Source organism: Streptomyces sp. SDT5-1 (assembly GCF_052245995.1).
Lineage (GTDB): Bacteria > Actinomycetota > Actinomycetes > Streptomycetales > Streptomycetaceae > Streptomyces.
Genome location: NZ_CM125963.1, coordinates 6,460,386 through 6,482,966 on the forward strand (window position 1 = coordinate 6,460,386; position 22,581 = coordinate 6,482,966).

At 72.6% G+C, this 22,581-nt stretch carries 16 protein-coding genes; 10 read left to right on the top strand and 6 right to left on the bottom strand.

Annotated elements, in window-relative coordinates:
• Nucleotides 1-120: 120 nt before the first annotated feature.
• Both ACTWJ8_RS29645 and ACTWJ8_RS29650 read left to right on the top strand, forming a co-directional pair.
• On the top strand, nt 121-1,701 hold the full coding sequence (locus tag ACTWJ8_RS29645) for a protein phosphatase 2C domain-containing protein (RefSeq protein ID WP_443265020.1): 1,581 nt from the start codon (nt 121-123) through the stop codon (nt 1,699-1,701).
• A gap of 89 nt (nt 1,702-1,790) precedes the next feature.
• Nucleotides 1,791-3,536, top strand: coding sequence for a pyruvate dehydrogenase (locus ACTWJ8_RS29650; RefSeq protein WP_443260741.1), 1,746 nt, complete (start codon nt 1,791-1,793; stop codon nt 3,534-3,536).
• Here the strand turns inward: ACTWJ8_RS29650 and ACTWJ8_RS29655 are convergent, their stop codons facing one another.
• On the bottom strand, nt 3,537-6,599 hold the full coding sequence (locus ACTWJ8_RS29655; protein ID WP_443260742.1) for an alpha-mannosidase: 3,063 nt from the start codon (nt 6,597-6,599) through the stop codon (nt 3,537-3,539).
• Between the two features lie 284 nt (nt 6,600-6,883).
• Here ACTWJ8_RS29655 and ACTWJ8_RS29660 point away from each other — a divergent pair, with 284 nt between their 5' ends.
• Complete coding sequence (locus tag ACTWJ8_RS29660; protein WP_356378893.1) at nt 6,884-7,339, top strand: ATP-binding protein; 456 nt, start codon at nt 6,884-6,886, stop codon at nt 7,337-7,339.
• A 30-nt stretch (nt 7,340-7,369) separates the two neighbouring features.
• On the opposite strand, the gene ACTWJ8_RS29665 is transcribed toward ACTWJ8_RS29660, so the two are convergent.
• Together ACTWJ8_RS29665 and ACTWJ8_RS29670 are read right to left on the bottom strand one after the other, a co-directional pair.
• Complete coding sequence (locus tag ACTWJ8_RS29665; RefSeq protein WP_356378896.1) at nt 7,370-8,458, bottom strand: DUF2637 domain-containing protein; 1,089 nt, start codon at nt 8,456-8,458, stop codon at nt 7,370-7,372.
• A 188-nt stretch (nt 8,459-8,646) separates the two neighbouring features.
• Nucleotides 8,647-9,501 (bottom strand): (2Fe-2S)-binding protein, encoded by an 855-nt coding sequence (locus ACTWJ8_RS29670; protein ID WP_356378899.1) that lies wholly within the window; start codon nt 9,499-9,501, stop codon nt 8,647-8,649.
• A gap of 137 nt (nt 9,502-9,638) precedes the next feature.
• Here ACTWJ8_RS29670 and ACTWJ8_RS29675 point away from each other — a divergent pair, with 137 nt between their 5' ends.
• A complete protein-coding gene (locus tag ACTWJ8_RS29675) occupies nt 9,639-10,412 on the top strand; it encodes a GntR family transcriptional regulator (protein WP_356378902.1) in 774 nt (257 codons plus the stop codon).
• A gap of 328 nt (nt 10,413-10,740) precedes the next feature.
• Here the strand turns inward: ACTWJ8_RS29675 and ACTWJ8_RS29680 are convergent, their stop codons facing one another.
• Together ACTWJ8_RS29680 and ACTWJ8_RS29685 are read right to left on the bottom strand one after the other, a co-directional pair.
• Nucleotides 10,741-11,502, bottom strand: coding sequence for a hypothetical protein (locus tag ACTWJ8_RS29680; RefSeq protein ID WP_443260743.1), 762 nt, complete (start codon nt 11,500-11,502; stop codon nt 10,741-10,743).
• A gap of 188 nt (nt 11,503-11,690) precedes the next feature.
• On the bottom strand, nt 11,691-13,385 hold the full coding sequence (locus tag ACTWJ8_RS29685) for a PucR family transcriptional regulator (RefSeq protein WP_443265022.1): 1,695 nt from the start codon (nt 13,383-13,385) through the stop codon (nt 11,691-11,693).
• Nucleotides 13,386-13,778: 393 nt separating this feature from the next.
• Here ACTWJ8_RS29685 and ACTWJ8_RS29690 point away from each other — a divergent pair, with 393 nt between their 5' ends.
• From ACTWJ8_RS29690 to ACTWJ8_RS29715, 6 genes are all read left to right on the top strand, one after another.
• A complete protein-coding gene (locus ACTWJ8_RS29690) occupies nt 13,779-14,669 on the top strand; it encodes an FAD binding domain-containing protein (RefSeq protein ID WP_443260744.1) in 891 nt (296 codons plus the stop codon).
• Nucleotides 14,669-15,259, top strand: a complete 591-nt coding sequence (locus tag ACTWJ8_RS29695) for a (2Fe-2S)-binding protein (RefSeq protein WP_356378909.1) — start codon at nt 14,669-14,671, stop codon at nt 15,257-15,259. The genes ACTWJ8_RS29690 and ACTWJ8_RS29695 overlap by 1 nt, the downstream gene beginning before the upstream one ends.
• Before the next feature lie 5 nt (nt 15,260-15,264).
• Nucleotides 15,265-17,655, top strand: coding sequence for a xanthine dehydrogenase family protein molybdopterin-binding subunit (locus ACTWJ8_RS29700; RefSeq protein ID WP_443260745.1), 2,391 nt, complete (start codon nt 15,265-15,267; stop codon nt 17,653-17,655).
• 150 nt (nt 17,656-17,805) lie between these two features.
• On the top strand, nt 17,806-19,257 hold the full coding sequence (locus ACTWJ8_RS29705; RefSeq protein WP_356378915.1) for an NCS2 family permease: 1,452 nt from the start codon (nt 17,806-17,808) through the stop codon (nt 19,255-19,257).
• Nucleotides 19,258-19,292: 35 nt separating this feature from the next.
• Nucleotides 19,293-20,447, top strand: a complete 1,155-nt coding sequence (locus ACTWJ8_RS29710) for an XdhC family protein (RefSeq protein WP_443260746.1) — start codon at nt 19,293-19,295, stop codon at nt 20,445-20,447.
• A 445-nt stretch (nt 20,448-20,892) separates the two neighbouring features.
• Nucleotides 20,893-22,086, top strand: a complete 1,194-nt coding sequence (locus ACTWJ8_RS29715; protein ID WP_443260747.1) for a glycoside hydrolase family 6 protein — start codon at nt 20,893-20,895, stop codon at nt 22,084-22,086.
• On the opposite strand, the gene ACTWJ8_RS29720 is transcribed toward ACTWJ8_RS29715, so the two are convergent.
• Nucleotides 22,069-22,539 carry an SRPBCC family protein gene (locus ACTWJ8_RS29720; RefSeq protein ID WP_356378924.1) on the bottom strand — a complete coding sequence of 157 codons (471 nt, stop codon included), beginning with the start codon at nt 22,537-22,539 and terminating at the stop codon, nt 22,069-22,071. The two genes, ACTWJ8_RS29715 and ACTWJ8_RS29720, sit on opposite strands and share 18 nt — an antisense overlap.
• Nucleotides 22,540-22,581: the final 42 nt, after the last annotated feature.

Sequence of the window (22,581 nt, forward strand, 5' to 3'; positions counted from 1 at the left end):
CGCCCCTCGGAGACGCCGCCGCCCCCTCACCCCGACGCCGTGCCGCGTGCGGGGGAGGCGCCTGGCCAGGAAGGGGCGCCCTCCGCGCCGGAGCCGCCTCGCCCTGAGGCCGCGCCACGCGTGGGGCGGCCCCCAGTCCCGGAATCCGCGCCACGCGTGGAGAAGCCGCCTGGCCCGGAGGCGGCATCCCCTGAGTCGGGGCCAGGCCGCCCCGAAGTCGGCCCGCTTCGGGGGGAGGCGGCCGGTCCGGAAGCCGGGTCGTCCCCGCTGGGGCCGCCTCGGCCGGAAAGCGCGCCACTCTTGGGCGAGACACCGGAACCGCCGCGGCCCGAAGCCGCGCCCCCTGCGTCGCAGCCACCCCGCCCCGAAGTCGCGCCCTCTGCGTCGGAGCCACCCGGCCCCGAAGCCGCTCCCTCCGCTCAGGAACCATCGCGGCCCGAAGCCGCGCCTTCCCCCTCGGAGCCACCTTGGGCCGAAGGCGCGCCGGAGGCGCCTGGGGCGCAGGTTGCGTCCCCTCCGGCGGGCCCTCCTCGGCCTGGGGCCGTGCCGCCCGTGGGTGACGCGGCGGACGGCGTCGCGCCCTTCGCGTCCGAGCCGGTGGCGTTTCTGCGGGAGCGGGACTCCGCGCCGCTGCCGCCCCGCCCCGAAGTCCCGCCCGCCGCGCCGGCGGGATCGCGGCCTGAGCCGGCCCAGCTCCCAGGGCCCCCGCCCCCACCGGAGGTCTCCGCCCCCGTCGTCGTCCCCTACGTAGGGGACGGGCCGCCCACCTATGACGCGGAGCCGACCGCGTTGCCGCAGGCGGACCCCGAGGGGCTGGGGGAGCTGGTGGCGGACACCGTGCTCGACGGGGCCCGGTGCGGGGCGTCGACGTTGCGGGCCGTGTCCGTGCGGGGGGATTCCGCCAGGTACCGGGGCGAGCCCCGCAGGGACAGTCTGCTCACGGCGCGGTTCGGGAGCGGGGCGAGTGCGCTGATCCTCGTCGCCATGGCGACCGGCGCCCGCGCCACGCCCGGCGCGCACCGGGCCGCCGCCGAGGTCTGCGAATGGATCGGGCGGGCCGTGGGGCTCAGCCACACGCGGCTCGCCGAGGACGTGCGGGCGGGCCGCCGGGGCGACCTGAAGTCCGGGCTGCACCGCCTCACCGACCGCAGCCTCGGAAAGCTCCGGGCCGGCGCCACCGAGCAGGGCCTCGACCCGGACGAGTACGCGGCGACGCTGCGCTGCCTGCTGCTGCCCGCCGACCCGGCCTGCCGCACCCGCGTGTTCTTCGGCGTCGGCGGAGGCGGCCTGTTCCGGCTGCGGGACGGCGAGTGGCGCGACATAGAGCCGAGCGTCCCGGAGCAGCGCGGCGCGCCCGTCGTCGGCTTCGGCTCCTCGCCGCCCGCCGAGACCCCGGACGGCGACCGGCTGACCATGGACCTGAACATCACCACGCCCCCGAGCCCGTACGAACCCGCACCCCCACCACCCCGCGACGCCTTCCGCTTCCGCGCCTCGGTCGCCCGACCGGGGGACACCCTGCTGCTCTGCTCACCGGGCCTCGCCGACCCGCTGCGCGGCGAACCCGACCTCGCCCGCCACCTGGCGAACAGGTGGGCCGACACCGAGCCTCCGGGCCTCGCCGCGTTCCTCGCGGACGCCCAGGTCCGCGTGAAGGGGTACGCCGACGACAGGACCGCCGCCGCCGTTTGGGAGGCGTGAGCGCGCCCCGTATGAATTCATGGAACCCGTAGGCATGGGACAGAAGCAGGAGCAACACCGGCACCGGGTTCCGAAAGGGCGCGTGAGTCATGGCCAAGCAGAACGTCGCCGAGCAGTTCGTCGACATCCTCGTCCGCGCGGGCGTGGAGCGCATGTACGGAGTCGTGGGCGACAGCCTCAACCCGGTCGTGGACGCGATCCGGCGCAACGACGCGATCGACTGGATCCACGTCAGGCACGAGGAGACCGCCGCCTTCGCCGCGGGCGCCGAGGCCCAGATCACCGGCAAGCTGACGGCGTGCGCCGGCTCCTGCGGACCCGGCAACCTGCACCTCATCAACGGCCTCTACGACGCCCACCGCTCGATGGCCCCCGTCCTCGCCCTCGCCTCGCACATCCCCTCCAGCGAGATCGGCCTCGGCTTCTTCCAGGAGACCCACCCGGACCGGCTCTTCTCGGAGTGCTCGCACTACAGCGAGATGATCTCCAGCCCGAAGCAGATGCCGCGCGTTCTCCAGACCGCCATCCAGAACGCCGTCGGCCAGTCCGGCGTCAGCGTCGTGACGCTCCCCGGCGACGTCGCCGACGAGCCCGCCCCCGAGAAGTCCACCGAGACCGCGATCGTCACGTCACGGCCCAGCATCCGCCCCGGCGACGCCGAGATCGAGAAGCTGGTCGAGCTGATCGACGAGGCCGGCAAGGTCACCCTGTTCTGCGGCAGCGGCACCGCCGGCGCGCACGCCGAGGTCATGGAGTTCGCCGAGAAGATCAAGTCCCCGGTCGGCCACGCGCTGCGCGGCAAGGAGTGGATCCAGTACGACAACCCCTTCGACGTCGGCATGAGCGGGCTCCTCGGCTACGGCGCCGCGTACGAGGCCACCCACGAGTGCGATCTGCTGATCCTGCTCGGCACCGACTTCCCGTACAACGCGTTCCTGCCGCAGAAGGACGTCAAGATCGTCCAGGTCGACGTGCGCCCCGAGCACCTCGGCCGCCGCTCCAAGCTGGACCTGGCGGTCTGGGGCGACGTGCGCGAGACGCTGCGCTGCCTCACCCCGCGCGTGAAGCCGAAGTCGAACCGCAAGTTCCTCGACCGGATGCTGAAGAAGCACGCCGACGCGCTCGAGGGCGTCGTGAAGGCGTACACGCGCAAGGTCGAGAAGCACACCCCGATCCACCCCGAGTACGTCGCGTCCGTCCTCGACGACCTCGCCGCCGAGGACGCCGTGTTCACCGTCGACACCGGCATGTGCAATGTCTGGGCGGCCCGCTACATCTCGCCGAACGGCCGCCGCCGCGTCATCGGCTCGTTCTCGCACGGCTCGATGGCGAACGCGCTGCCGATGGCGATCGGCGCCCAGTTCACCGACCGGAACCGTCAGGTGATCTCCATGTCGGGCGACGGCGGCTTCTCGATGCTGATGGGCGACTTCCTCACCCTCGTCCAGTACGACCTGCCGGTGAAGGTGGTCCTCTTCAACAACTCCTCTCTGGGAATGGTCGAGTTGGAGATGCTGGTGGCCGGTCTTCCGTCGTACGGGACCACCAACAAGAACCCCGACTTCGCCTCCATCGCCCGCGCCGCCGGTGCCTACGGCGTCCGCGTCGAGAAGCCGAAGCAGCTCGCGGGCGCGCTCAAAGAGGCCTTCAAGCACAAGGGCCCCGCGCTCGTCGACGTGGTCACCGACCCGAACGCGCTGTCCATCCCGCCGAAGATCAGCGCCGAGATGGTCACCGGCTTCGCGCTGTCCGCCTCCAAGATCGTCCTCGACGGCGGGGTGGGCCGCATGGTCCAGATGGCCCGCTCCAACCTCCGCAACATGCCCCGTCCCTGATCACACCGGCCGCAGCCGCAGCGTCAGGATCTGGAACGGCCGCAGCGACAGCGCGAGACCCGTGTCGGAGGTCTCGGCGGGCCGCAGCGGCCGCTCCAGGAGGTCTGTCTCGTCGGCGCCCGCCACCGGGAACGACGCCGTGAGCGTGGCCTCCGCGCGCCCGCCCCGCGACTCGTAGAGACGCACGACGACATCGCCGCTCCGGTCCTCGGCGAGCTTCACGGACTCCACCGTCACCGCCGGGTCGTCGACCGCGATCAGCGGCGGGACGGCGGGCGCGGGCGCGATCCGCAGCGGCAGGTTCAGGGCGAGCCCCTCCGCCACCGCGTCGCCCGTCGTGGCGCCCGGCAGCAGCGCGTACGTGAAGCGGTGAGTGCCGAGGTCGGTCTCGGGGTCGGGGGAGTGCGGGGCCCTGAGCAGCGTGAGCCGGACGGTCGTGCCGAGCCCGTCCTCGTGCGCGGCGCGCGTCACGTCGTGCCCGTACGTGGAGTCGTTGAGCAGCGCGAGCCCGTAGCCCTCCTCCGCGACCCGCAGCCAGCGGTGCGCGCAGATCTCGTAACGGGCAGCGTCCCAGCCGGTGTTGACGTGCGTCGGCCGGTTGACGTGCCCGAACTGGATCTCGGCGGACGACCGCTCCGCGTGCACGTCCAGCGGGAACGCCGCCTTCAGCACCTTCTCCGACTCCTGCCAGTCGACGTCCGTGACGACGTCGAGGCGCCTGCTGTCCGCCGCGAGCCGGTACTCCTGCGTGATCCGGGACTTCCCGAAGGAACGGGTGACGCGCACCGACACCCGCAGCGGCCCCTCCTCGACCAGCTCCACCGACTCGGCGGCGGTGAGGTCGGTGCGGGTGTGCCGGTAGTGGGCGTCGAGGTCCCACGCGTCGTACTGGGTGGGGTGGTCGGGGTGCAGCTGGAGGAGGTTGCCGCGGGCGCCGGGGGCCAGGGCCTCACGGCCGCCGTTGTTCAGGTCCCGTACGGACGTGAGGAGGCCGTCGCCGTCGATGGTGACGGTGAGGTGTTCGTTGGCGAGGACGATCGAGCCGGTCTCCCGCGTCGCCGCCGCGTGCGCGCCCGGCCCGTGCGCCCTGCCCGCGTCCTCGGTGAGCGAGCGGATGCCGAGCCCGTCGACGCGCACGTGCACCAACTGCCCCTCGTTCGCGACGACTTCGCTGCGCGGGTACGGGGAGGAGTTCAGGGCCGAGGGGGCGGAGCCGCCCAGCCGGTGCACGGCGTCGGACGTGATGTCGTCCAGCTCCGCGAGCACCTGCGCGTAGGTCTCGCGGGCCTCCCGGTGGACCCAGGCGATGGACGAGCCCGGCAGGATGTCGTGGAACTGGTGCAGCAGCACCGTCTTCCAGATCCGGTCGAGCGCGTCGTACGGGTAGGTGTACGTCGGATCGTGCAGCGCGGCGGCAGTGCACCACAACTCGGCCTCGCGCAGCGCGTGTTCGGAGCGCCGGTTGCCCTGCTTCGTCTTGGCCTGCGTGGTGTACGTGGCGCGGTGCATCTCCAGGTACAGCTCACCGGACCACACGGGGGCCTTGGCGCCGTACTCCTCGTGCGCCGCCTCGAAGAACGCCGCCGGTTTCTCGATGTCGACGCGCGGCGAGCCCTCCAGGGAGCGCAGGCGGCGCGCCTTCTCCAGCATCTCGCGGGTCGGCCCGCCCCCGCCGTCGCCCCAGCCGAACGGGACGAGGGAGCGGGAGGCGTCGCCCTTCTCCGCGAAGTTCCGCTCGGCACGGGCGAGTTCGGCCGCGTGGAACTGCGCGTTGTACGTGTCCACCGGCGGGAAGTGGGTGAAGACACGGGTGCCGTCGATGCCCTCCCACCAGAACGTGTGGTGCGGCATCTTGTTCGTCTGGTTCCAGCTCAGCTTCTGCGTCAGGAACCACTTGGCGCCCGCCAACTTCGCGAGCTGCGGGAACGCCGCCGTGTACCCGAAGGAGTCCGGCAGCCAGATCTCCTCCGTCTCCACGCCCAGCTCGTCCCGGAAGAACCGCTTGCCGTGCACGAGCTGGCGGGCCAGGGCCTCGCCGCCCGGCATGTTGGCGTCGGACTCCACCCACATCGAGCCGACCGGCGCCCAATTGCCGTCCGCCACCGCCTTCTTGATGCGCTCCCAGATGTGTGGCTGGTGCTCCTTCACCCACGCGTACTGCTGCGCCTGCGAGCACGCGAACACCAGCTCCGGATAGTCCCGGGCGAGCGCCGTGACGTTCGCGAAGGTCCGCGACGCCTTGCGGACCGTCTCGCGCAGCGGCCACAGCCACGCCGAGTCGATGTGCGCGTGCCCGGCCGCCGAGACGCGGTGCGCGCTCGCGTGCGCGGGCCGCGCCAGGACGTCGGCCAGCTCGGCGCGCGCCGCCGCGGCCGTGCCGGACACGTCGTGCAGGTCGAGGGCGTCCAGCATCCGCTCCAGGGCGCGCAGGATGTCGTGCCGCCTGGCCCGGTCCGCGTCCAGCTCGTGCATCAGCTCCGAGAGCACCTCGACGTCGAGCACGAGGTGCCAGACCTCCTCGTCGAGTACGGCCAAGTCGGCAGAGCGGAATCGGTAGTTGGGGCGATCTCCTGCGGTCAGTACGTCACCGACGTACGTCGGCTCGAAGTCCCGCAGCACCGTCGGATTGGCCGCCGCCTCCAGGAGCAGGCTCACCGGTTCGCCGCCGGCCGCGCGCGCCGCGATCGTCAGATGCCGGTTGCGCGGATGGATGCCCTTCAGGGGAACGCCCGACGCGTCGTAGAGCAGGCCCTCCGTCTGGAAGCCGGGGCCCTGGCCGGAGAAGCCGGGGTCGACGACCGCCTCGACGTGTCGCCCCGCCCACTCCTCGGGCACCCGCCCCTCGAGCCGGAACCAGCTCGTCGACCACGGCTTTCCCCACGCGGTGCCTGTCTCGAACGGCTCGTACGTGCCCTCGAGGGCCTCGGCCACCGGGACCGGTTCGCCCGGCGCGTGCCAGACGCTCATGCTCAGCGGGACCCGCGCCCCGTACTGCGCGGGCCGCACGAACTGGTGCATCGCCCGTTCGAGGCGGCCTTCCACGAGGTGTCGGTCGTCGTGCACGGCGGCTCCTCCAGTGCTCCTGCGGTGCTGTTCGGTGCCTGTACGTGTGCCCGGCCCGGGCGTCGTCCCCACGCTTCCTTCCCCGACCGGGCGGCGGACACCCGGCAAATGGTGGACCAATCAACAAGCGTGCCGATCAGGCAGCGGGGCATTCATCCCCGTGTACGCGTTCGAAGAGCAGGCCGAGCACAGCAGTCCAGCCGGAAGGCAACGGGATCGGCGTGTGGGCGGGGGCCATGAAGCGGCAGTCACGAGGGGGCGCTCGAGTGGGCGACACGGGCTCAATGACGTACGAGAAGGGGGTTGCCGCGGCGCGGGCGGATCCGCTGACCGGGCCACCGCGGCAGCTCAAGCGCAAACTGGGCAGGGCGGACCTGCGGGCCGTCCCCGAGACGCGGCGCGCGCTGCGCGATCTGCTGCGTCACTGGGGGAGGCCGGGAAGAGCGGACGTGGCCGAGCTGCTCACCAGCGAACTGGTGACGAACGCGCTGGTGCACACCGACTGCGAGGCGGAACTCACGGCGACCGTGGGGCCCGAGGGGCTGAGAGTGGAGGTCAGGGACTTCGTCTCCCGCAGGCCCGAGCCACGCGTACCGCACGCCGACGGCGGTGCGCACGGCACGAGCGGGCGCGGCCTGATCCTGGTGCAGTCGCTCGCCGACGACTGGGGTGTCGCACCGCTCGGTCCCGGCGCCACGGGCAAGGTGGTCTGGTTCGAACTGGACGGCGGCGCCGGGTGAGGCCACGGCGCCGCCGTACCACGGACGGGCTCAACCGAGCTGCTGCTCAAGGTCCTTGAGCTTCTGCTCCAGAGAGTCGAGCCGGGGCAGCGCCTGCGTGTCGTCCTCCGCCGTCAGATCGACGGTGACGGGCGCCTTGTGGTCACGTGACTTCCGGAGGCCCTTGACCGCCTGGAGCGAGGGCCGGGTGCGCACCGGAAGCTGCTCAGGGGCCGGTGTTCCCTGCGGCAGTTCCGAGGGCTGCGCCGCGCCCGATATGGCGGACTCCGGCCCGGCCTGCCCGGTGGCGCCGGACTCCACCTGCCGGGGCTCGCGGACACCGAAGCCGCGGCTGAGCGCCTTCAGCTGGGCGCGCTCCAGTTTCTGGTGCTCGCGCTGGCGCATCCGGTTCTCGGCCTTCTCCCGCTTGTCCTCGCGCACCTCGTCCACGGCCTCGTCGAGGGTGCGCACGTTCTCCAGGAGCATCAACGACCAGGCGTTGTACGTCTCCAGGGGAGCACGCAGCCACCGCACGATCCGGATCTGCGGCAACGGCCTCGGCACCAGGCCCTGTTCGCGCAGCGCCGCGCGGCGCGTCTGCTTCAGGGCGCGGTCGAAGAGGACGGCGGCCGAGAGGGACATCCCCGCGAAGAAGTGCGGGGCGCCCGCGTGGCCGAGCCCCCGCGGCGCGTGCACCCAGTTGAACCAGGCGGCGGCGCCGGCGAACGTCCACACGAGTATCCGGGAGCCGAGCGCGGCGTCGCCGTGGCTGGCCTCGCGCACCGCGAGCACCGAGCAGAACATCGCGGCGCCGTCGAGCCCGAAGGGGACCAGGTACTCCCAGCCCCCCGACAGGTTCAGGTTCTGCTGGCCGAAGCCGACCAGGCCGTGGAAGGAGAGGGCGGCGGCGACGGCCGCGCAGCAGAACAGCAGCACGTACGAGGCGGTGCCGTAGACGGCCTCCTTGCGCCTGCGGCGCTCCTCGCTGCGTTCCCACGACTCGTCGGAGAACATGCCCGTGTCCTTCTTGGCGCCCCCGGCGCGCCTGCCGCGCGCGAGCACTGCGACCGCCGCCAGCATGCCCAGGAGCAGCACGGCGCCCGGAAGCAGCCAGTCCAGCGATATGTCGGTCAGTCTCATCTGGGGTCCCTTGCATCGCGTTAGGGCGTTTCGGGCGCCATATTGGCCCAGCCGCCCGAGCCCGCAGGGGGGTTTCGGGGCAAGAGAACGCCATTGGTGTGCAAGGGGGCGCGTAAAGCGGCCGTACGCTCGAACTCCCGCCGTAAAAACGGCAGTTGAGTTCGAATTACGTCACTCGTAAGGGTGGTTCAGGCGGCGGCGGTTGCGGTGAGCCGCTCGATGCGGTCCGCGTCGCAGGTGCGCGGGCAGGTCACGCAGGTGTCCTCCGGGCGCAGCGTGTAGAACATGCAGCAGCTCGCGCGGTCGCGCGTCGGCAGCGCCTGCCCCTCCGGGCCCGTCAGCTCGCGGAACGCGGCCTTCCCGACATACGGCTTCGTGGCGCCGGGCAGCAGCGTCTCCAGGTCGGTCATCGCGCGCCGCTCCTCGCCCAGGAGATGGCCCACGTACCAGAGGCTCTCGACGATCTCGTCCGTCGCCATGCCCCACAGGGCGCGCGGCCCGCGCCGCATCCGCGGGCCGAAACCGGCGAGCACCGGCTGGAGGTGCTCGGCGACGGCCGCGCGCACCTCGGCGCGCAGCGCCTCCTCGTCGGGGACGACGCGGGCGCCGGGCCGTCCGGCCGCCGGGTCGTCGGGCAGGCACGCGAACTCGGTCACGTGCACGGCGAGCCGGCCGAGCGTGCGCTGGTAGGCGACGTCGGACACGGGGAAGCGGGGTACGCGGCGGTGCAGGAACCAGGGGATCGTGACGAGCAGGCAGGCGGGCCACGCGTAGCGGTGCAGGCCGAAGCTCGCGATCACGTCGGGGCGGGCCGGGGTGCCGTAGTCCTTGAGGACCTGTGCGTTGTCCCACGCCAGGAAGGCGTCGAGCGCGGCGCCGCCCTCGGCGAGCTGCTCGGTGCGCACCCAGCCCGCGCCCTCGGGCAGCGCATCGCCCGCGGGCACCTCGATGACGCGCAGGCCCGGGAACACCTCGGAGAGGCGGGCGTACGCGGCCGAGACCGCGCTGGCGGGCGCGCCGAGCGCCGACGTGGTGAGGGGCATGCGGGGGCCACCGATTCACGATCGTTTACAGGTAAGCCTTACCTTACCCGAACGGGGCGGGGTTTGAACTGTCGGCCCGGCCCTCTATCGTTCGTCGTTGAGCTTCGGACAAACGGCAAGGAACGGCGGCGAAGGGGATGACCGGGGTGGAGCGGACGAGACCACGCGCGGCACGCGACTCCGCCATTGGAGTGCCGGAGCAGCGGTCGACGTCGGCGTGGGCGCCGCGGGCGGCCGCGCCGCCGGCGTCCGTCCCCGGTCAGAGCCGTGGCGAGCACACCCACAGCGAGCCGCCCGCGCCGCGGGTCGCGCCGCGCGGGGGCGTCGAGCGGACGTCGGTGCGCGGGCAGGTGCTCGACGCGCTGCGGGCCGCGCTCGTCTCCGGCGATCTCAGGCCCGGCGAGGTGTACTCGGGGCCGGCGCTCGGGGAGCGGTTCGGGGTGTCCGCGACGCCGGTGCGCGAGGCGATGCAGCAGCTGGCGCGGGAGGGGGCGGTCGAGGTCGTGCCCAACCGGGGGTTCCGGGTGACCAGGCGCTCCGACCGGGAGCTCGCGGAGCTGGCCGAGGTGCGGGTGCTCGTCGAGGTGCCGGTGGTGACGCGGCTCGCCCGTACGGTGGCGCCCGCGCGGTGGGCCGAGCTGCGGCCGCTGGCCCGGGCCACGGTGGTGGCCGCCGGGGCGGGGGACCGGGCGGGGTACGCCGAGGCGGACCGGGCGTTCCACCGGGCGCTGCTCGCCTTCGCGGGGAACGATCAGGTGGTCCGGGTCGCGGACGAGCTGCAGCGGCAGGTGGGGTGGGCGATGTGCGACATGGCGGTGGATGCGGTGCAGCACGGGGTGTTGCTTGACGCGTTGGAGGCGGGTGACGTGTCCGCGGCGGACACCGTGCTCCGCACCCACCTCTCCCCGTAACGCCGCCCGTCCCTACGCCACGGGGCGCTGCCCTTCAATCGCCGGCGGGGACTGTCATGCCGCACCGTCGTTACGCCTTGGGGCTCCGCCCCAAACCCCGCTGCTCAATCGCCGCAGGGGCTCAATCTGCCCACCCGCCCCCGCAGGTCGTCCGTGCCTACGCCTCGGGGCTCTGCCCCGGCCCCCGCTGCTCAATCGCCGCAGGGGCTCGAATTACCTGCCCCTACCGCCCCCACCGGGCCCCCGTCGCCTGGCCCCTCGACTCCGCCGCCCAATTTCCCACCCACCCGCCCCCTCCGGGTCCGCGCAGCCGGAGTGGGGCCCCCGGTCACGCCGCCGCCGGCAGGACCCCCGCCAACCACGTCGGGACCCCGTCCAAGAGGCGGAACAAGCGGAGCGCCTCCGCGCGGAGGCGGGCCTTCGTGTCCGGTTCGGGTTCGGCTTCCGCCAGGGAGACGAGGGCGGGGGCCGTGCCCACCAAGTAGCCGAGGTCTTCGCGGATGCGGAGGGATTCCGTGAAACCGTGTCGCGCCTCCTTCAGCTCGCCCTCCCGGAGGGCCAGCCCCGCAAGGTGACGCCACGTGAAGGAAAGGAGGAGCGCGTCACCGTGGGCCGTGGCCTCCGCATGCGCCCTGCGGTACGCCGCCCGCGCCGCCTGCGGCGAATCCGCCAGGTTCTCCGACATCAGCCCCCGACGGAAGTCGAGCAGCGCCCGCCCGGGCGAGCCGGGAGCGATCAGCGCCGCCGCCCGGCCGAACGCCGAGCGCGCCTCGTCCGAGCGGTCGCGGGTCTTCAACAGGGTCGCCTCGTAGGCGAGTTGGCCGCGCTCGCACGCCGCCGCCCCCCGCTCCTCGTCCGTGTGCGCCAGCGCCTCCGCCGCCCGCAGCGCGTCCTCCGCCTCCGCCCAGCCCTGCTCGGTGTAGAGGCACCGCTCCACGAGCAGCGCGGCCCGCTGCAACGCCGCCCCCGCGTCCGTCGCCGCGTGATGGTCGAGGAGTGCTGCCGCGTCGGCCCAGCAGCCGCGCGAGCGCAGCCGCCATACCGCGGTCTGGAGTGGATCGTCCGCTGTGTTCGTTCCGGTACCAGACATGGCGGTATGCGCCACATTGCCCTCCCGAGCACGCCATCGAGCCGAGTTTGCCGTGGGGCATCTCAGCACGGATCAACGTGCCCGGCCAAGGGGGTGGGTGAAAGATTTCACAAACGTATGGCCTTCCCAACCGCTCCCAAGATCGCTAAAGGGGGCGGCAGGGACGGACGAGGGCGCGTGAGGTCCTGTCAGCTCATGCGCAGCGCGAGGAAGAAGTCCAACTTGTCCTCCAGGCGCGACAGATCACGACCCGTCAGCTGCTCGATGCGGCCCACGCGGTACCGCAACGTATTCACGTGCAGGTGCAGCCGGGACGCGCAGCGGGTCCACGATCCGTCGCAGTCGAGGAACGCCTCCAGCGTCGCGATCAGCTCGGCCCGGTGCTTGTGGTCGTAGTCGCGCAGCGGGTCGAGGAGCCGGGCCGTGAACGCGCGGCGCACGTCGTCCGGGACGAAGGGGAGGAGCAGGACGTGGGACGCCAGCTCCTGGTGTCCTGCCGCGCAGACCGTGCCCGTACGGGCCGCCGCCACGCGCCGCGCGTGCCGCGCCTCCTCCAGGGCGCCGCGCAGCCCCTCCGCCGAGTGCACGGCCGCGCTCACGCCGATCGTCAGGCGCCCGTCGTCGGCGAGCCCGGCGGCGAGGGGCTCGCGCACGGCCGTCAGGAGCGTGTCGGCGAGCAGGCCCTGCTCCGAGCCGTCGTGCTCCGCGGAGACCGCGGGCAGCGGGACGAGCGCGATCGCCTCGTCTCCGGTGTGCGCGACGGCGATCCGGTCGGACGGCTCGGCCGACTCGGCGCGCGCCCCGGTCTCCGGGCCGATCAGGATCTCCTCCAGCAGCGACTGGGCCACGGCCCCGCCCTCGGCCTTGCCGCCCTCCCACTCGACGCGCGCCACGACGACCTGCCAGTGCGGCGCCGCCCCGAGCCCAGGAAGCAGTACGGGCGCCGCGACGCGCAGCCGCGCCGCGATCTCCGCGGGGGCCGCGCCCGCCTGCACCAGCTCCAGGACCTCCTGCGCGAGCCGCCGCCGCACCGTGCGCGCCGCGTCCCGCCGCTCCCGCTCCACCGAGATCAGCTGCGTGACGCCCTGGAGCAGGTCGAGCCGCTCCTCCGGCCAGTCGCCCGCGTCCGCCTCGACGGCGAGCAGCCAGTCCGCGAGCACGCTCGCCCGCGGTTCGGCGGGCACGGTGGCGGCGGGCCCGTCCTTCGGCGCGGATCCGATCGGGAACAGCGAGTACGTGCTGCCGTCCACCGTCACCCGGTGCGGGCTGCGCCGCCCCGTGCGCAGCGCCGCCAGATGCTCGGCCGCGAGCCGCGTACGGACCTCGGCGGGCAGCTCGGGCCCGGCCGCCGCCGACCCGGCGATGGCCCGACCGGTCGGCGAGAGCACCCAGGCCCGCAGGTCGAGGTCGCTGCCGAGCAGGTCGAGGACGACGTCAGGACCGCCGCCCGCGGGCCCCGACGTCATGAGCCGCCGGTGCCGGTCCACGACCGCCGCCAGGTCCCCGGCGCGCTCGCCCGACACCTGTCGTACGACGTGCTCGGTGATGGTCGCGAAGGCCACGGACTCGCTCACCGCGAAGAGCGGCAGCCGGTGCCGCTCGCAGGCGTCGACGAGGTCCTGGGGGACGGTGCCGAGCTCGGCCTCGCCGGCCGCGAGTGCGGTGGCCCCGGCCCCGGCGACATGGCGCACGAACGGCTCGGAGTCGGCGGCGTCGCGGCGCCAGGCGAGCCCGGTCAGGACCAGCTCGCCGCCCGACATGTAGCGGCTCGGGTCGCGCAGGTCCGTCGTCATCACGCCGCGCACCGTGCGGTCGAGCTCGTCCTCGCCGCCGAGGAGCCTGAGGCCCAGCGCGTCCGTGTCCAGCAATGCGCGCAGCCGCATGTCGTCGTCGCCGCCGATCTGTCTCGAAGTCGTACCTGAAGGGAGCCCCACGGACCTGCGTCCTGGGTTTCCTGGGGAAAACGGTGAGGTTACTGATGTCGCCCGTTCATACGAATCTACAAGACACCCCGGCGGGCCAGCCAATGCGTTCATGTTTTCCGTGACTGACACTGCCGGAGCACAGGCGATGTACTGGGCTCACTCCGCGTGAACAGCACATGAACGAGCCCCCGTGATCCTCCCACCCGTCTCCCACCACCGCCCTTGCACGGAGCGCGGCGCGCACACCCCTCTTCTTGGCTCGAACGCATCGCATCGACCCCGCACGACACGACGCACGAACCACGCACGATCCCTGCCCGATCCACGAACCTCACGGAGAAGAGAGCCGTCATGGACTTCCTTCGCCCCGGCAGCTGGGAGGAGGCGCTCGCCGCGAAGGCCGAGCACCCCACAGCCGTGCCGATCGCAGGCGGCACCGATGTCATGGTCGAGATCAACTTCGACCACCGCCGCCCCGAGTACCTGCTCGACCTCAACCGCATCGGTGAGCTGAGCGAGTGGGAGGCGAGCGGGGACACCATCCGGCTCGGCGCCTCCGTCCCGTACAGCAAGATCATGGAGGACCTGCGCGGCGACCTGCCCGGTCTCGCGCTCGCCTCGCACACCGTCGCGTCGCCGCAGATCCGCAACCGCGGCGGCGTCGGCGGCAACCTCGGCACCGCGTCCCCGGCCGGCGACGCCCACCCGGCGCTGCTCGCCTCGGGCGCCGAGGTCGAGGTCGAGTCCGTGCGCGGCTCGCGGCGCATCCCGATCGACGAGTTCTACACGGGGGTCAAGCGCAACGCCCTCGCCGAGGACGAGCTGATCCGCGCCGTGCACCTGCCCAAGGCCACGGGCCCGCAGCAGTTCTCCAAGGTCGGCACGCGCAACGCGATGGTGATCGCGGTCTGCGCCTTCGGCCTCGCCCTGCACCCCGAGACCCGCACCGTGCGCACCGGCATCGGCTCGGCCGCGCCCACGCCGATCAGGGCCAGGGAGGCCGAGGAGTTCCTCAACTCCGCCCTGGAAGAAGGCGGGTTCTGGGACAACGGCAAGATCATCACCCCGTCGGTCGCCAAGCAGTTCGCCGCGCTCTGCTCCGGCGCCTGCAACCCGATCGACGACGTGCGGGGCACCGCCTCGTACCGCCGTCACGCGGTCGGCGTCATGGCGCGCCGCACGCTGACCTGGGCCTGGGAGTCGTACCGCGGCTCGGGCGTTCGCACGGAGGGAGTCGCGTAATGCGCGTCAATTTCACGGTCAACGGCCGCAAGCAGGAAGCCGACGACGTCTGGGAGGGCGAGTCCCTTCTGTACGTGCTGCGCGAGCGCATGGGGCTTCCGGGTTCGAAGAACGCGTGCGAGCAGGGCGAGTGCGGATCGTGCACCGTCCGGCTCGACGGTGTCCCGGTGTGTTCTTGCCTCGTCGCCGCCGGACAGGTCGAGGGCCGCGAGGTCGTCACCGTCGAGGGCCTCGCCGACCATGCCAAGGCCCGCTCCTGCGGGTCCCACGGCGGCGGTACGTCGATCCAGGAGGCGCAGGGCTGGTCCGCGAAGGGCACCGACTCGCAGACCGGCGAGGGCGGCGAACTCGCCCCGATCCAGCAGGCGTTCATCGACGCGGGCGCCGTCCAGTGCGGTTTCTGCACGCCCGGCCTCCTGGTCGCCGCCGACGAGATGCTGGAGCAGAACCCGAACCCGTCCGACGCGGACATCCGCGAGGCGCTGTCCGGGAACCTCTGCCGCTGCACCGGCTACGAGAAGATCATGGACGCGGTCCGGCTCGCCGCCGCGCGGCAGTCGCAGGCTGTTCCTTCGACGGGAAGTGCGTGAGCAACATGGGTACGACAGGAATCCCCGGCAAGGTCACCCAGGGGTCGCAGACCAAGGGCGGCATCGGCGAGTCCACGCTTCGCCCCGACGGCACCCTCAAGGTCACCGGCGAGTTCGCCTACTCGTCCGACATGTGGCACGAGGACATGTTGTGGGGCCACATTCTCCGCTCCACCGTCGCGCACGCCGAGATCGTCTCCATCGACACGGCCGAGGCCCTCGCGACGCCCGGCGTCTACGCGGTCCTCACGTACGACGACCTGCCGGCCGCGATGAAGAACTACGGCCTGGAGATCCAGGACACCCCGGTCCTCGCGCACGGCAAGGTCCGCCACCACGGCGAGCCCGTCGCCTGCATCGCGGCCGACCACCCCGAGACCGCGCGGCGCGCCGCCGCCAAGATCAAGGTGGAGTACCGCGAGCTGCCCGTCATCACCGACGAGGCCTCCGCGACCGCCCCTGACGCCGTGCTCGTGCACGAGAACCGCGACGACCACCACATCGGCCACGTCCCGCACCCGAACATCGTGCACCGGCAGCCGATCGTCCGCGGAAACGCCGAAGAGGCCGCGAAGAAGGCCGACTTCGTCGTCAAGGGCGAGTACACGTTCGGCATGCAGGACCAGGCCTTCCTCGGCCCCGAGTCCGGCCTCGCCGTACCCGCCGAGGACGGCGGCGTCGACCTCTACATCGCCACCCAGTGGCTGCACTCCGACCTCAAGCAGATCGCGCCCGTGCTCGGACTGCCCGAGGACAAGGTGCGGATGACGCTCTCCGGCGTCGGCGGCGCGTTCGGCGGCCGCGAGGACCTGTCGATGCAGATCCACGCGTGCCTGCTCGCGCTGCGCACCGGCAAGCCCGTGAAGATCGTCTACAACCGCTTCGAGTCCTTCTTCGGACACGTCCACCGCCACCCCGCGAAGCTCTACTACGAGCACGGGGCGACCAAGGACGGCAAGCTCACGCACATGAAGTGCCGCATCGTCCTCGACGGCGGCGCCTACGCGTCCGCCTCCCCGGCCGTCGTCGGCAACGCGTCGTCGCTCGCGGTCGGCCCGTACGTCCTCGACGACGTCGACATCGAGGCCGTCGCGCTCTACACCAACAACCCGCCCTGCGGCGCCATGCGCGGCTTCGGCGCGGTCCAGGCGTGCTTCGCGTACGAGGCGCAGATGGACAAGCTCGCCGACGAGGTGGGCATGGACCGGGTGGAGTTCCGGCAGCTCAACGCCATGGAGCAGGGCACGATCATGCCGACGGGCCAGCCCGTCGACTCGCCCGCCCCGGTCGCCGAACTGCTGCGCCGCGTCAAGGCGATGCCGCTGCCGCCCGAGCGCCAGTGGGAGTCCAGCGAGGGCGCCGATGTGCGCCAGCTGCCCGGCGGCCTCTCCAACACCTCGCACGGCGAGGGCGTCGTCCGCGGCATCGGCTACGCCGTCGGCATCAAGAACGTCGGCTTCAGCGAAGGCTTCGACGACTACTCGACCGCCCGCGTCCGCATGGAGGTTGTCGGCGGCGAGCCCGTGGCCACCGTGCACACCGCGATGGCCGAGGTCGGCCAGGGCGGCGTCACCGTGCACGCGCAGATCGCCCGCACGGAGCTGGGCGTCACCCAGGTCACCATCCACCCCGCCGACACGCAGGTCGGCTCCGCCGGCTCGACGTCCGCGTCCCGCCAGACCTACGTCACCGGCGGCGCCGTCAAGAACGCCTGCGAGCTGGTCCGCGAGAAGGTCCTGGAGATCGGCCGCCGCAAGCTCGGCACGTACCACCCGGCATGGGCGACGGCGGAGTTGCTCCTCGAGGGCGGCAAGGTCGTCACCGACGGCGGCGAGGTCCTCGCCGATCTCGTCGACGTCCTGGAGGGCGAGTCCGTCGAGGTCGAGGAGGAGTGGCGGCACCGCCCCACCGAGGCCTTCGACCTGGTCACCGGGCAGGGCAACGGCCACGTCCAGTACTCGTTCGCCGCGCACCGCGCCGTCGTCGAGGTCGACACAGAACTCGGCCTCGTCAAGGTCGTCGAACTGGCCTGCGCCCAGGACGTCGGCAAGGCGCTCAACCCGCTGTCCGTGGTCGGCCAGATCCAGGGCGGCACCACGCAGGGCCTCGGCGTCGCCGTGATGGAGGAGATCGTCGTCGACCCGAAGACGGCGAAGGTCAAGAACCCCTCCTTCACCGACTACCTGATCCCCACCATCCTCGACACGCCGACCATCCCGGTCGACGTGCTCGAACTCGCCGACGACCACGCCCCGTACGGGCTGCGCGGCATCGGCGAGGCCCCGACCCTGTCGTCGACCCCGGCCGTCCTCGCGGCGATCCGGAACGCGACCGGGCTGCAGCTCGACCGGACCCCGGTCCGGCCCGAGCACCTGACGGGCACGGCCTCGGCCTAGTCCCGCCTCCCCGCTGGGTGGCGGCGACCGCCGCCACCCAGTCGTACCTCTGCGTCTCGGGCCGTCCCCCGGGTCGTGCAGCCATCCCAAAACCCGTACGCCGCCAGGCAGTTCACGGGTGCCCCTATGAACCTTGGGAAACGAGGCACCATGACCCAGCAGTCCGTGGAGCCGAAGACCACCGCCGACGACGCGGGCGCGGGCTCGCGCCAGCCGGCCGGACGGTCTTGGCTCGACCGTTACTTCCACATATCCGACAGAGGATCGACGTTCGCGCGCGAGGTGCGCGGCGGCATCACCACCTTCATGGCGATGTGTTACATCCTCCTGCTCAACCCGCTGCTCCTCGGCGGCCCCGACGCGGCGGGCGACAAGCTCAGCCACGCCGGACTCATCACCGCGACCGCGCTCGCCGCCGCCGTGTGCACCCTGCTCATGGGCTTCCTCGGCAAGGTCCCGCTGGCGCTCGCCGCGGGCCTCTCCGTCTCCGGCGTGCTCGCCACCCAGGTGGCGCCCAACATGACGTGGCCGCAGGCCATGGGCATGTGCGTGATGTACGGCGTGGTGATCGTGCTGCTGGTCGTCACCGGCCTGCGCGAGATCATCATGAACGCCATCCCGCTCGCCCTGAAGCACGGCATCACCATCGGCATCGGCATGTTCATCGCCCTGATCGGCCTGGTCAACGCCGGGTTCGTCGGAAAGGGCGCCCCGGTCACGCTCGGCACGGGCGGACAGCTCAAGGGCTGGCCCGTCCTGCTCTTCGCGGTGACCCTGCTCCTGATCTTCATGCTCCAGGCCCGGAACATCCCCGGCGCGATCCTCATCGGCATCGTCGTCGGCACGATTCTCGCCGTCATCGTGAACGCGGTGTTCGACCTCAGCCCGAAGGTGTGGGGCGGCAGCCCGCCCGAGCTGACCGGCAGCGCGGTCTCCATGCCCGACTTCTCGCTCTTCGGCCATGTCGAGTTCGGTGGCTGGGACTCCATCGGCGGGATGACCGTCGGCATGATCGTCTTCACCCTGGTCCTCGCCGGCTTCTTCGACGCGATGGCCACCATCATCGGCGTCGGCACCGAGGCCAAGCTCGCCGACGACAAGGGCCGCATGCCCGGACTGTCGAAGGCGCTGTTCATCGACGGCGCGGGCGGCGCGATCGGCGGTGTGGCGGGCGCGTCCGGCCAGACCGTCTTCATCGAGTCCGCGACGGGCGTCGGCGAGGGAGCGCGCACGGGCCTGTCGTCCGTGGTCACCGGCTTCCTCTTCGCCCTCGGCCTGTTCTTCACGCCGCTCGCCCAGATCGTGCCGGGGCAGGTGGCCGCCGCCGCCCTCGTCGTCATCGGCGCGATGATGATGCAGAACGCCCGGCACGTGGACTGGTCCGACCGGTCCGTGGCGGTGCCGGTGTTCCTGACCGTGGCGCTGATGCCGTTCACGTACTCGATCACCGCGGGCGTCGGCGCGGGCGTCATCGCGTACACGGCGATCAAGGCCGCGCAGGGGAAGTTCCGCGAGATCGGCGCCTTCATGTGGGTGCTGACGCTGGTCTTCCTCGTGTACTTCGGCCTGCACCCGATCGAGAGCTGGCTGGGCGTCAAGTAGCCCTTGTTCCCCCCTCTGCGTAAGGAGACCGAGACATGCTGGACATCGCCGAGGAACTGCACCGGTGGGTCGAGCAGGGACGCGACTTCGCCGTGGCCACCGTGGTGGCCGTCGGCGGCAGCGCGCCCCGGCAGCCGGGCGCGGCGCTCGCCGTCGACAGCGAGGGCACCGCGATCGGCTCGGTCTCCGGCGGATGCGTGGAGGGGGCGGTGTACGAGCTGTGCCGGCAGGCGCTCGAGGACGGGGAGTCGGTCCTCGAGCGGTTCGGGTACAGCGACGACGACGCGTTCGCCGTGGGGCTCACGTGCGGGGGCGTCATCGACATCCTCGTCACGCCGGTACGCGCGTCCGACACGGCCGTACGCGGAGTGCTCGGGCAGGCGCTCGGCGCCGCCGCCACGGGGGAGGCGGCGGCGCTCGCGCGCATCGTGTCGGGTCCGTCGGAACTGATGGGGCGGGCGGTGCTCGTGCGTCCCGACGGGTCGTACGAGGGTGGGTTCGGGGGACACCCCGAGCTGGACAGGACCGTGGCGGGGGAGGCGGCGGCGTTCCTCGACGCGGGCCGTACGGGCACGCTGGAGATCGGCGAACAGGGCTCACGCTGCGGCACGCCGCTCACGCTTCTGGTCGAGTCCTCGGTTCCGGCCCCCCGGATGATCGTCTTCGGCGCCATCGACTTCGCGTCGGCGCTGGTGCGGATGGGGAAGTTCCTCGGGTACCGGGTGACGGTGTGCGACGCGCGACCGGTGTTCGCGACGGCGGCGCGGTTCCCCGAGGCGGACGAGGTGGTGGTCGCGTGGCCGCACGAGTACCTGGAGCGGGAGTCGGACGACGTCGACGGGCGCACGGTGCTGTGCGTGCTGACGCACGACGCCAAGTTCGACGTGCCGCTGCTCAAGCTGGCGCTGCGGTTGCCGGTGGCGTACGTGGGGGCGATGGGCTCGCGCCGCACCCACCTGGACCGCAACGAACGCCTCCGCGAGGTCGGCGTCACCGACCTCGAACTGGCCCGCCTGCGCTCCCCGATCGGCCTCGACCTCGGCGCACGCACCCCGGAGGAGGTGGCGGTCTCCATCGCGTCCGAGGTCGTCGCCGCCCGCCGCGGCGGCACGGGCGCGTCCCTGACGGGCGCCCACACCCCGATCCACCACGAGGCGCCCCCGGCGCGGCGGATGGATTCGGTGGCGTGACGTCGGCGGCGCCCCGTTCCATCGCGGCTTCCCCGCCCATCTCCCGCCCACCCGCCCCCTCCGGGGGCGTCGGCCCCCGTGGGCGACGCCCCGTTGGCCACCGCCTCCGTGCTCGCCACGCGGCGCCGGAGCGCCGGTCACCGGGGCTGCGCCTTGCGGTCTGCCTGTCGTGCTCGACGGGAACGAGCTGAGCTGGGACTTCTGACGTTTCCCGTGGGGCGCCCGCGGTGGGCCGACGGCCCTGCCGAGCCCGCTTGCCGCCCCCGGCCCCACGTGACTCTCCGCCATTCAACCTCCTTTCGGCTCCCACCACTTGACCGCCACCCCCACCCCCGCCCACCCTGTGGGAGCGCTCCCGTAGAACGCACGGACACCGCGGGAGCGCTCCGTAAGGGTCGGCGCGGCGTGCCGCGTCGGCCGGCCGACCGGAACCCCAGGAGTCACCGTGCGAAGACCCCTCAGACGGCGCGCCGCATCCGCCGCGATCGCCGCCCTCGCCCTCTCCGGCCTCCTCCTCGGCACCGCGCAACCCGCCGCCGCGGACGCGGACCACGGGCGGGGCCCCGCGCTCTACACCCCCGACCCCAACCCCGACGCCCTCCGCCAGATCGCCGGACTCGCCAAACAGGGCCAGTACCGCGACGCCGCCCGGATCACCGCGATGATCGCCACCCCGCAGGCCGTGTGGTTCGGCGACCAGAGTCCCGCCGAGGTCGAGAAGCTCGCGCGCGACGTCGTCAAGGACGCCGACCGCCGCGACGCCCTCCCCGTGTTCGCGCTCTACAACATCCCGGGCCGCGACTGCTCCAACTACTCCGCGGGCGGCGCCGCGAACACCGCCGAGTACCAGGCCTGGATCGACGCCGTCGCCCGCGGCATCGGCACCCGCGACGCCCTGGTCGTCCTCGAACCGGACGCCCTCGCCCTGCTCCCCGCCGACTGCGGCCAGGACGACGCCCAGGGCACGAAGACCGCGGCCCGCTACACGGAGGTCAACTACGCCGTCGACCACCTCGAACCACTGCCCGGCACCCGCGTCTACCTCGACACCGGCCACCCCGGCTGGCACAGCGTCAACGCCATCGTGCCGCGCCTGATCAAGGGCGGCGTCACGCACGCCTCCGGCTTCTACACCAACGCCTCGAACTACCTCACCGACGACGCCAACTCCTGGTACGGGAAGCTGATCTCCTCCTGCGTCGCCTATGTGCGGAACGAAGACGGCGACGTCGCCGACTGCCCGAACCAGTGGACTCCGCGCGCCGACGCCCAGGCCTGGATCGACGCGAACGTGCACGTCCCCGCCTCCCGCATGCCGCACTTCGTCACCGACTCCAGCCGCAACGGTCGCGGCCCCTGGACCCCGCCCGCGGGCAAGTACTCCGACCCCCAGGACTGGTGCAACCCGCCCGACCGCGGACTCGGCGCCCGCCCCACGCTGCGCACCGGCGACCCCTTGCAGGACGCCCGCCTGTGGATCAAGACGCCGGGGGAATCCGACGGCCTGTGCCTGCGCGGCACGGCGGGACCCGAGGACCCGGAGCGCGGCACGGTCGACCCGAAGGCCGGCGACTGGTTCCCGCAGCAGGCGCTCGAACTGGCGCGGTACGCGAACCCGCCGCTATTCCCCACCGATTGACGAGGCGTCAGCCCCGTCGATGTCGTCGGTGTCGCCCAGCAACCCCGTCACCGCCCGCCCGAACACCCATCGCCCCGCCGCCGCGACCACCCGGTCCGCGGCGCGGGGCACTCCGCGTACGTGCAGCTCCTCGCGCCATTCCACGCGCGAGCCGCCCTCGCCGAGCGCCCGCACCTCGAACTCCGCCCAGCCCGTCACGACCCGGCCCCGCTTCTCCATCCGGCAGCGGCGCGGCGGCTGCCAGGCGACGACCTCCATCGGATCGTCGAAGCCGCACCGGCCCACACCGGTGCGCGCCACGAACACCGTGCCCGCCGCGTCCGGCGGCGGCGTCGTCACCGTGACACGGGTGAGCGGCACGGAGTCCCCGTGCCGCTCCCAGTCGGTCAGCCGCCGCCACGCCTCGGCGGCGCGCAGCGGCGTGTCACGGACGATGCGGATCTGGGCCGTCATGTCGTGATGGTATGCACACGTTTGAGCGGGGTGCCGAGGCCC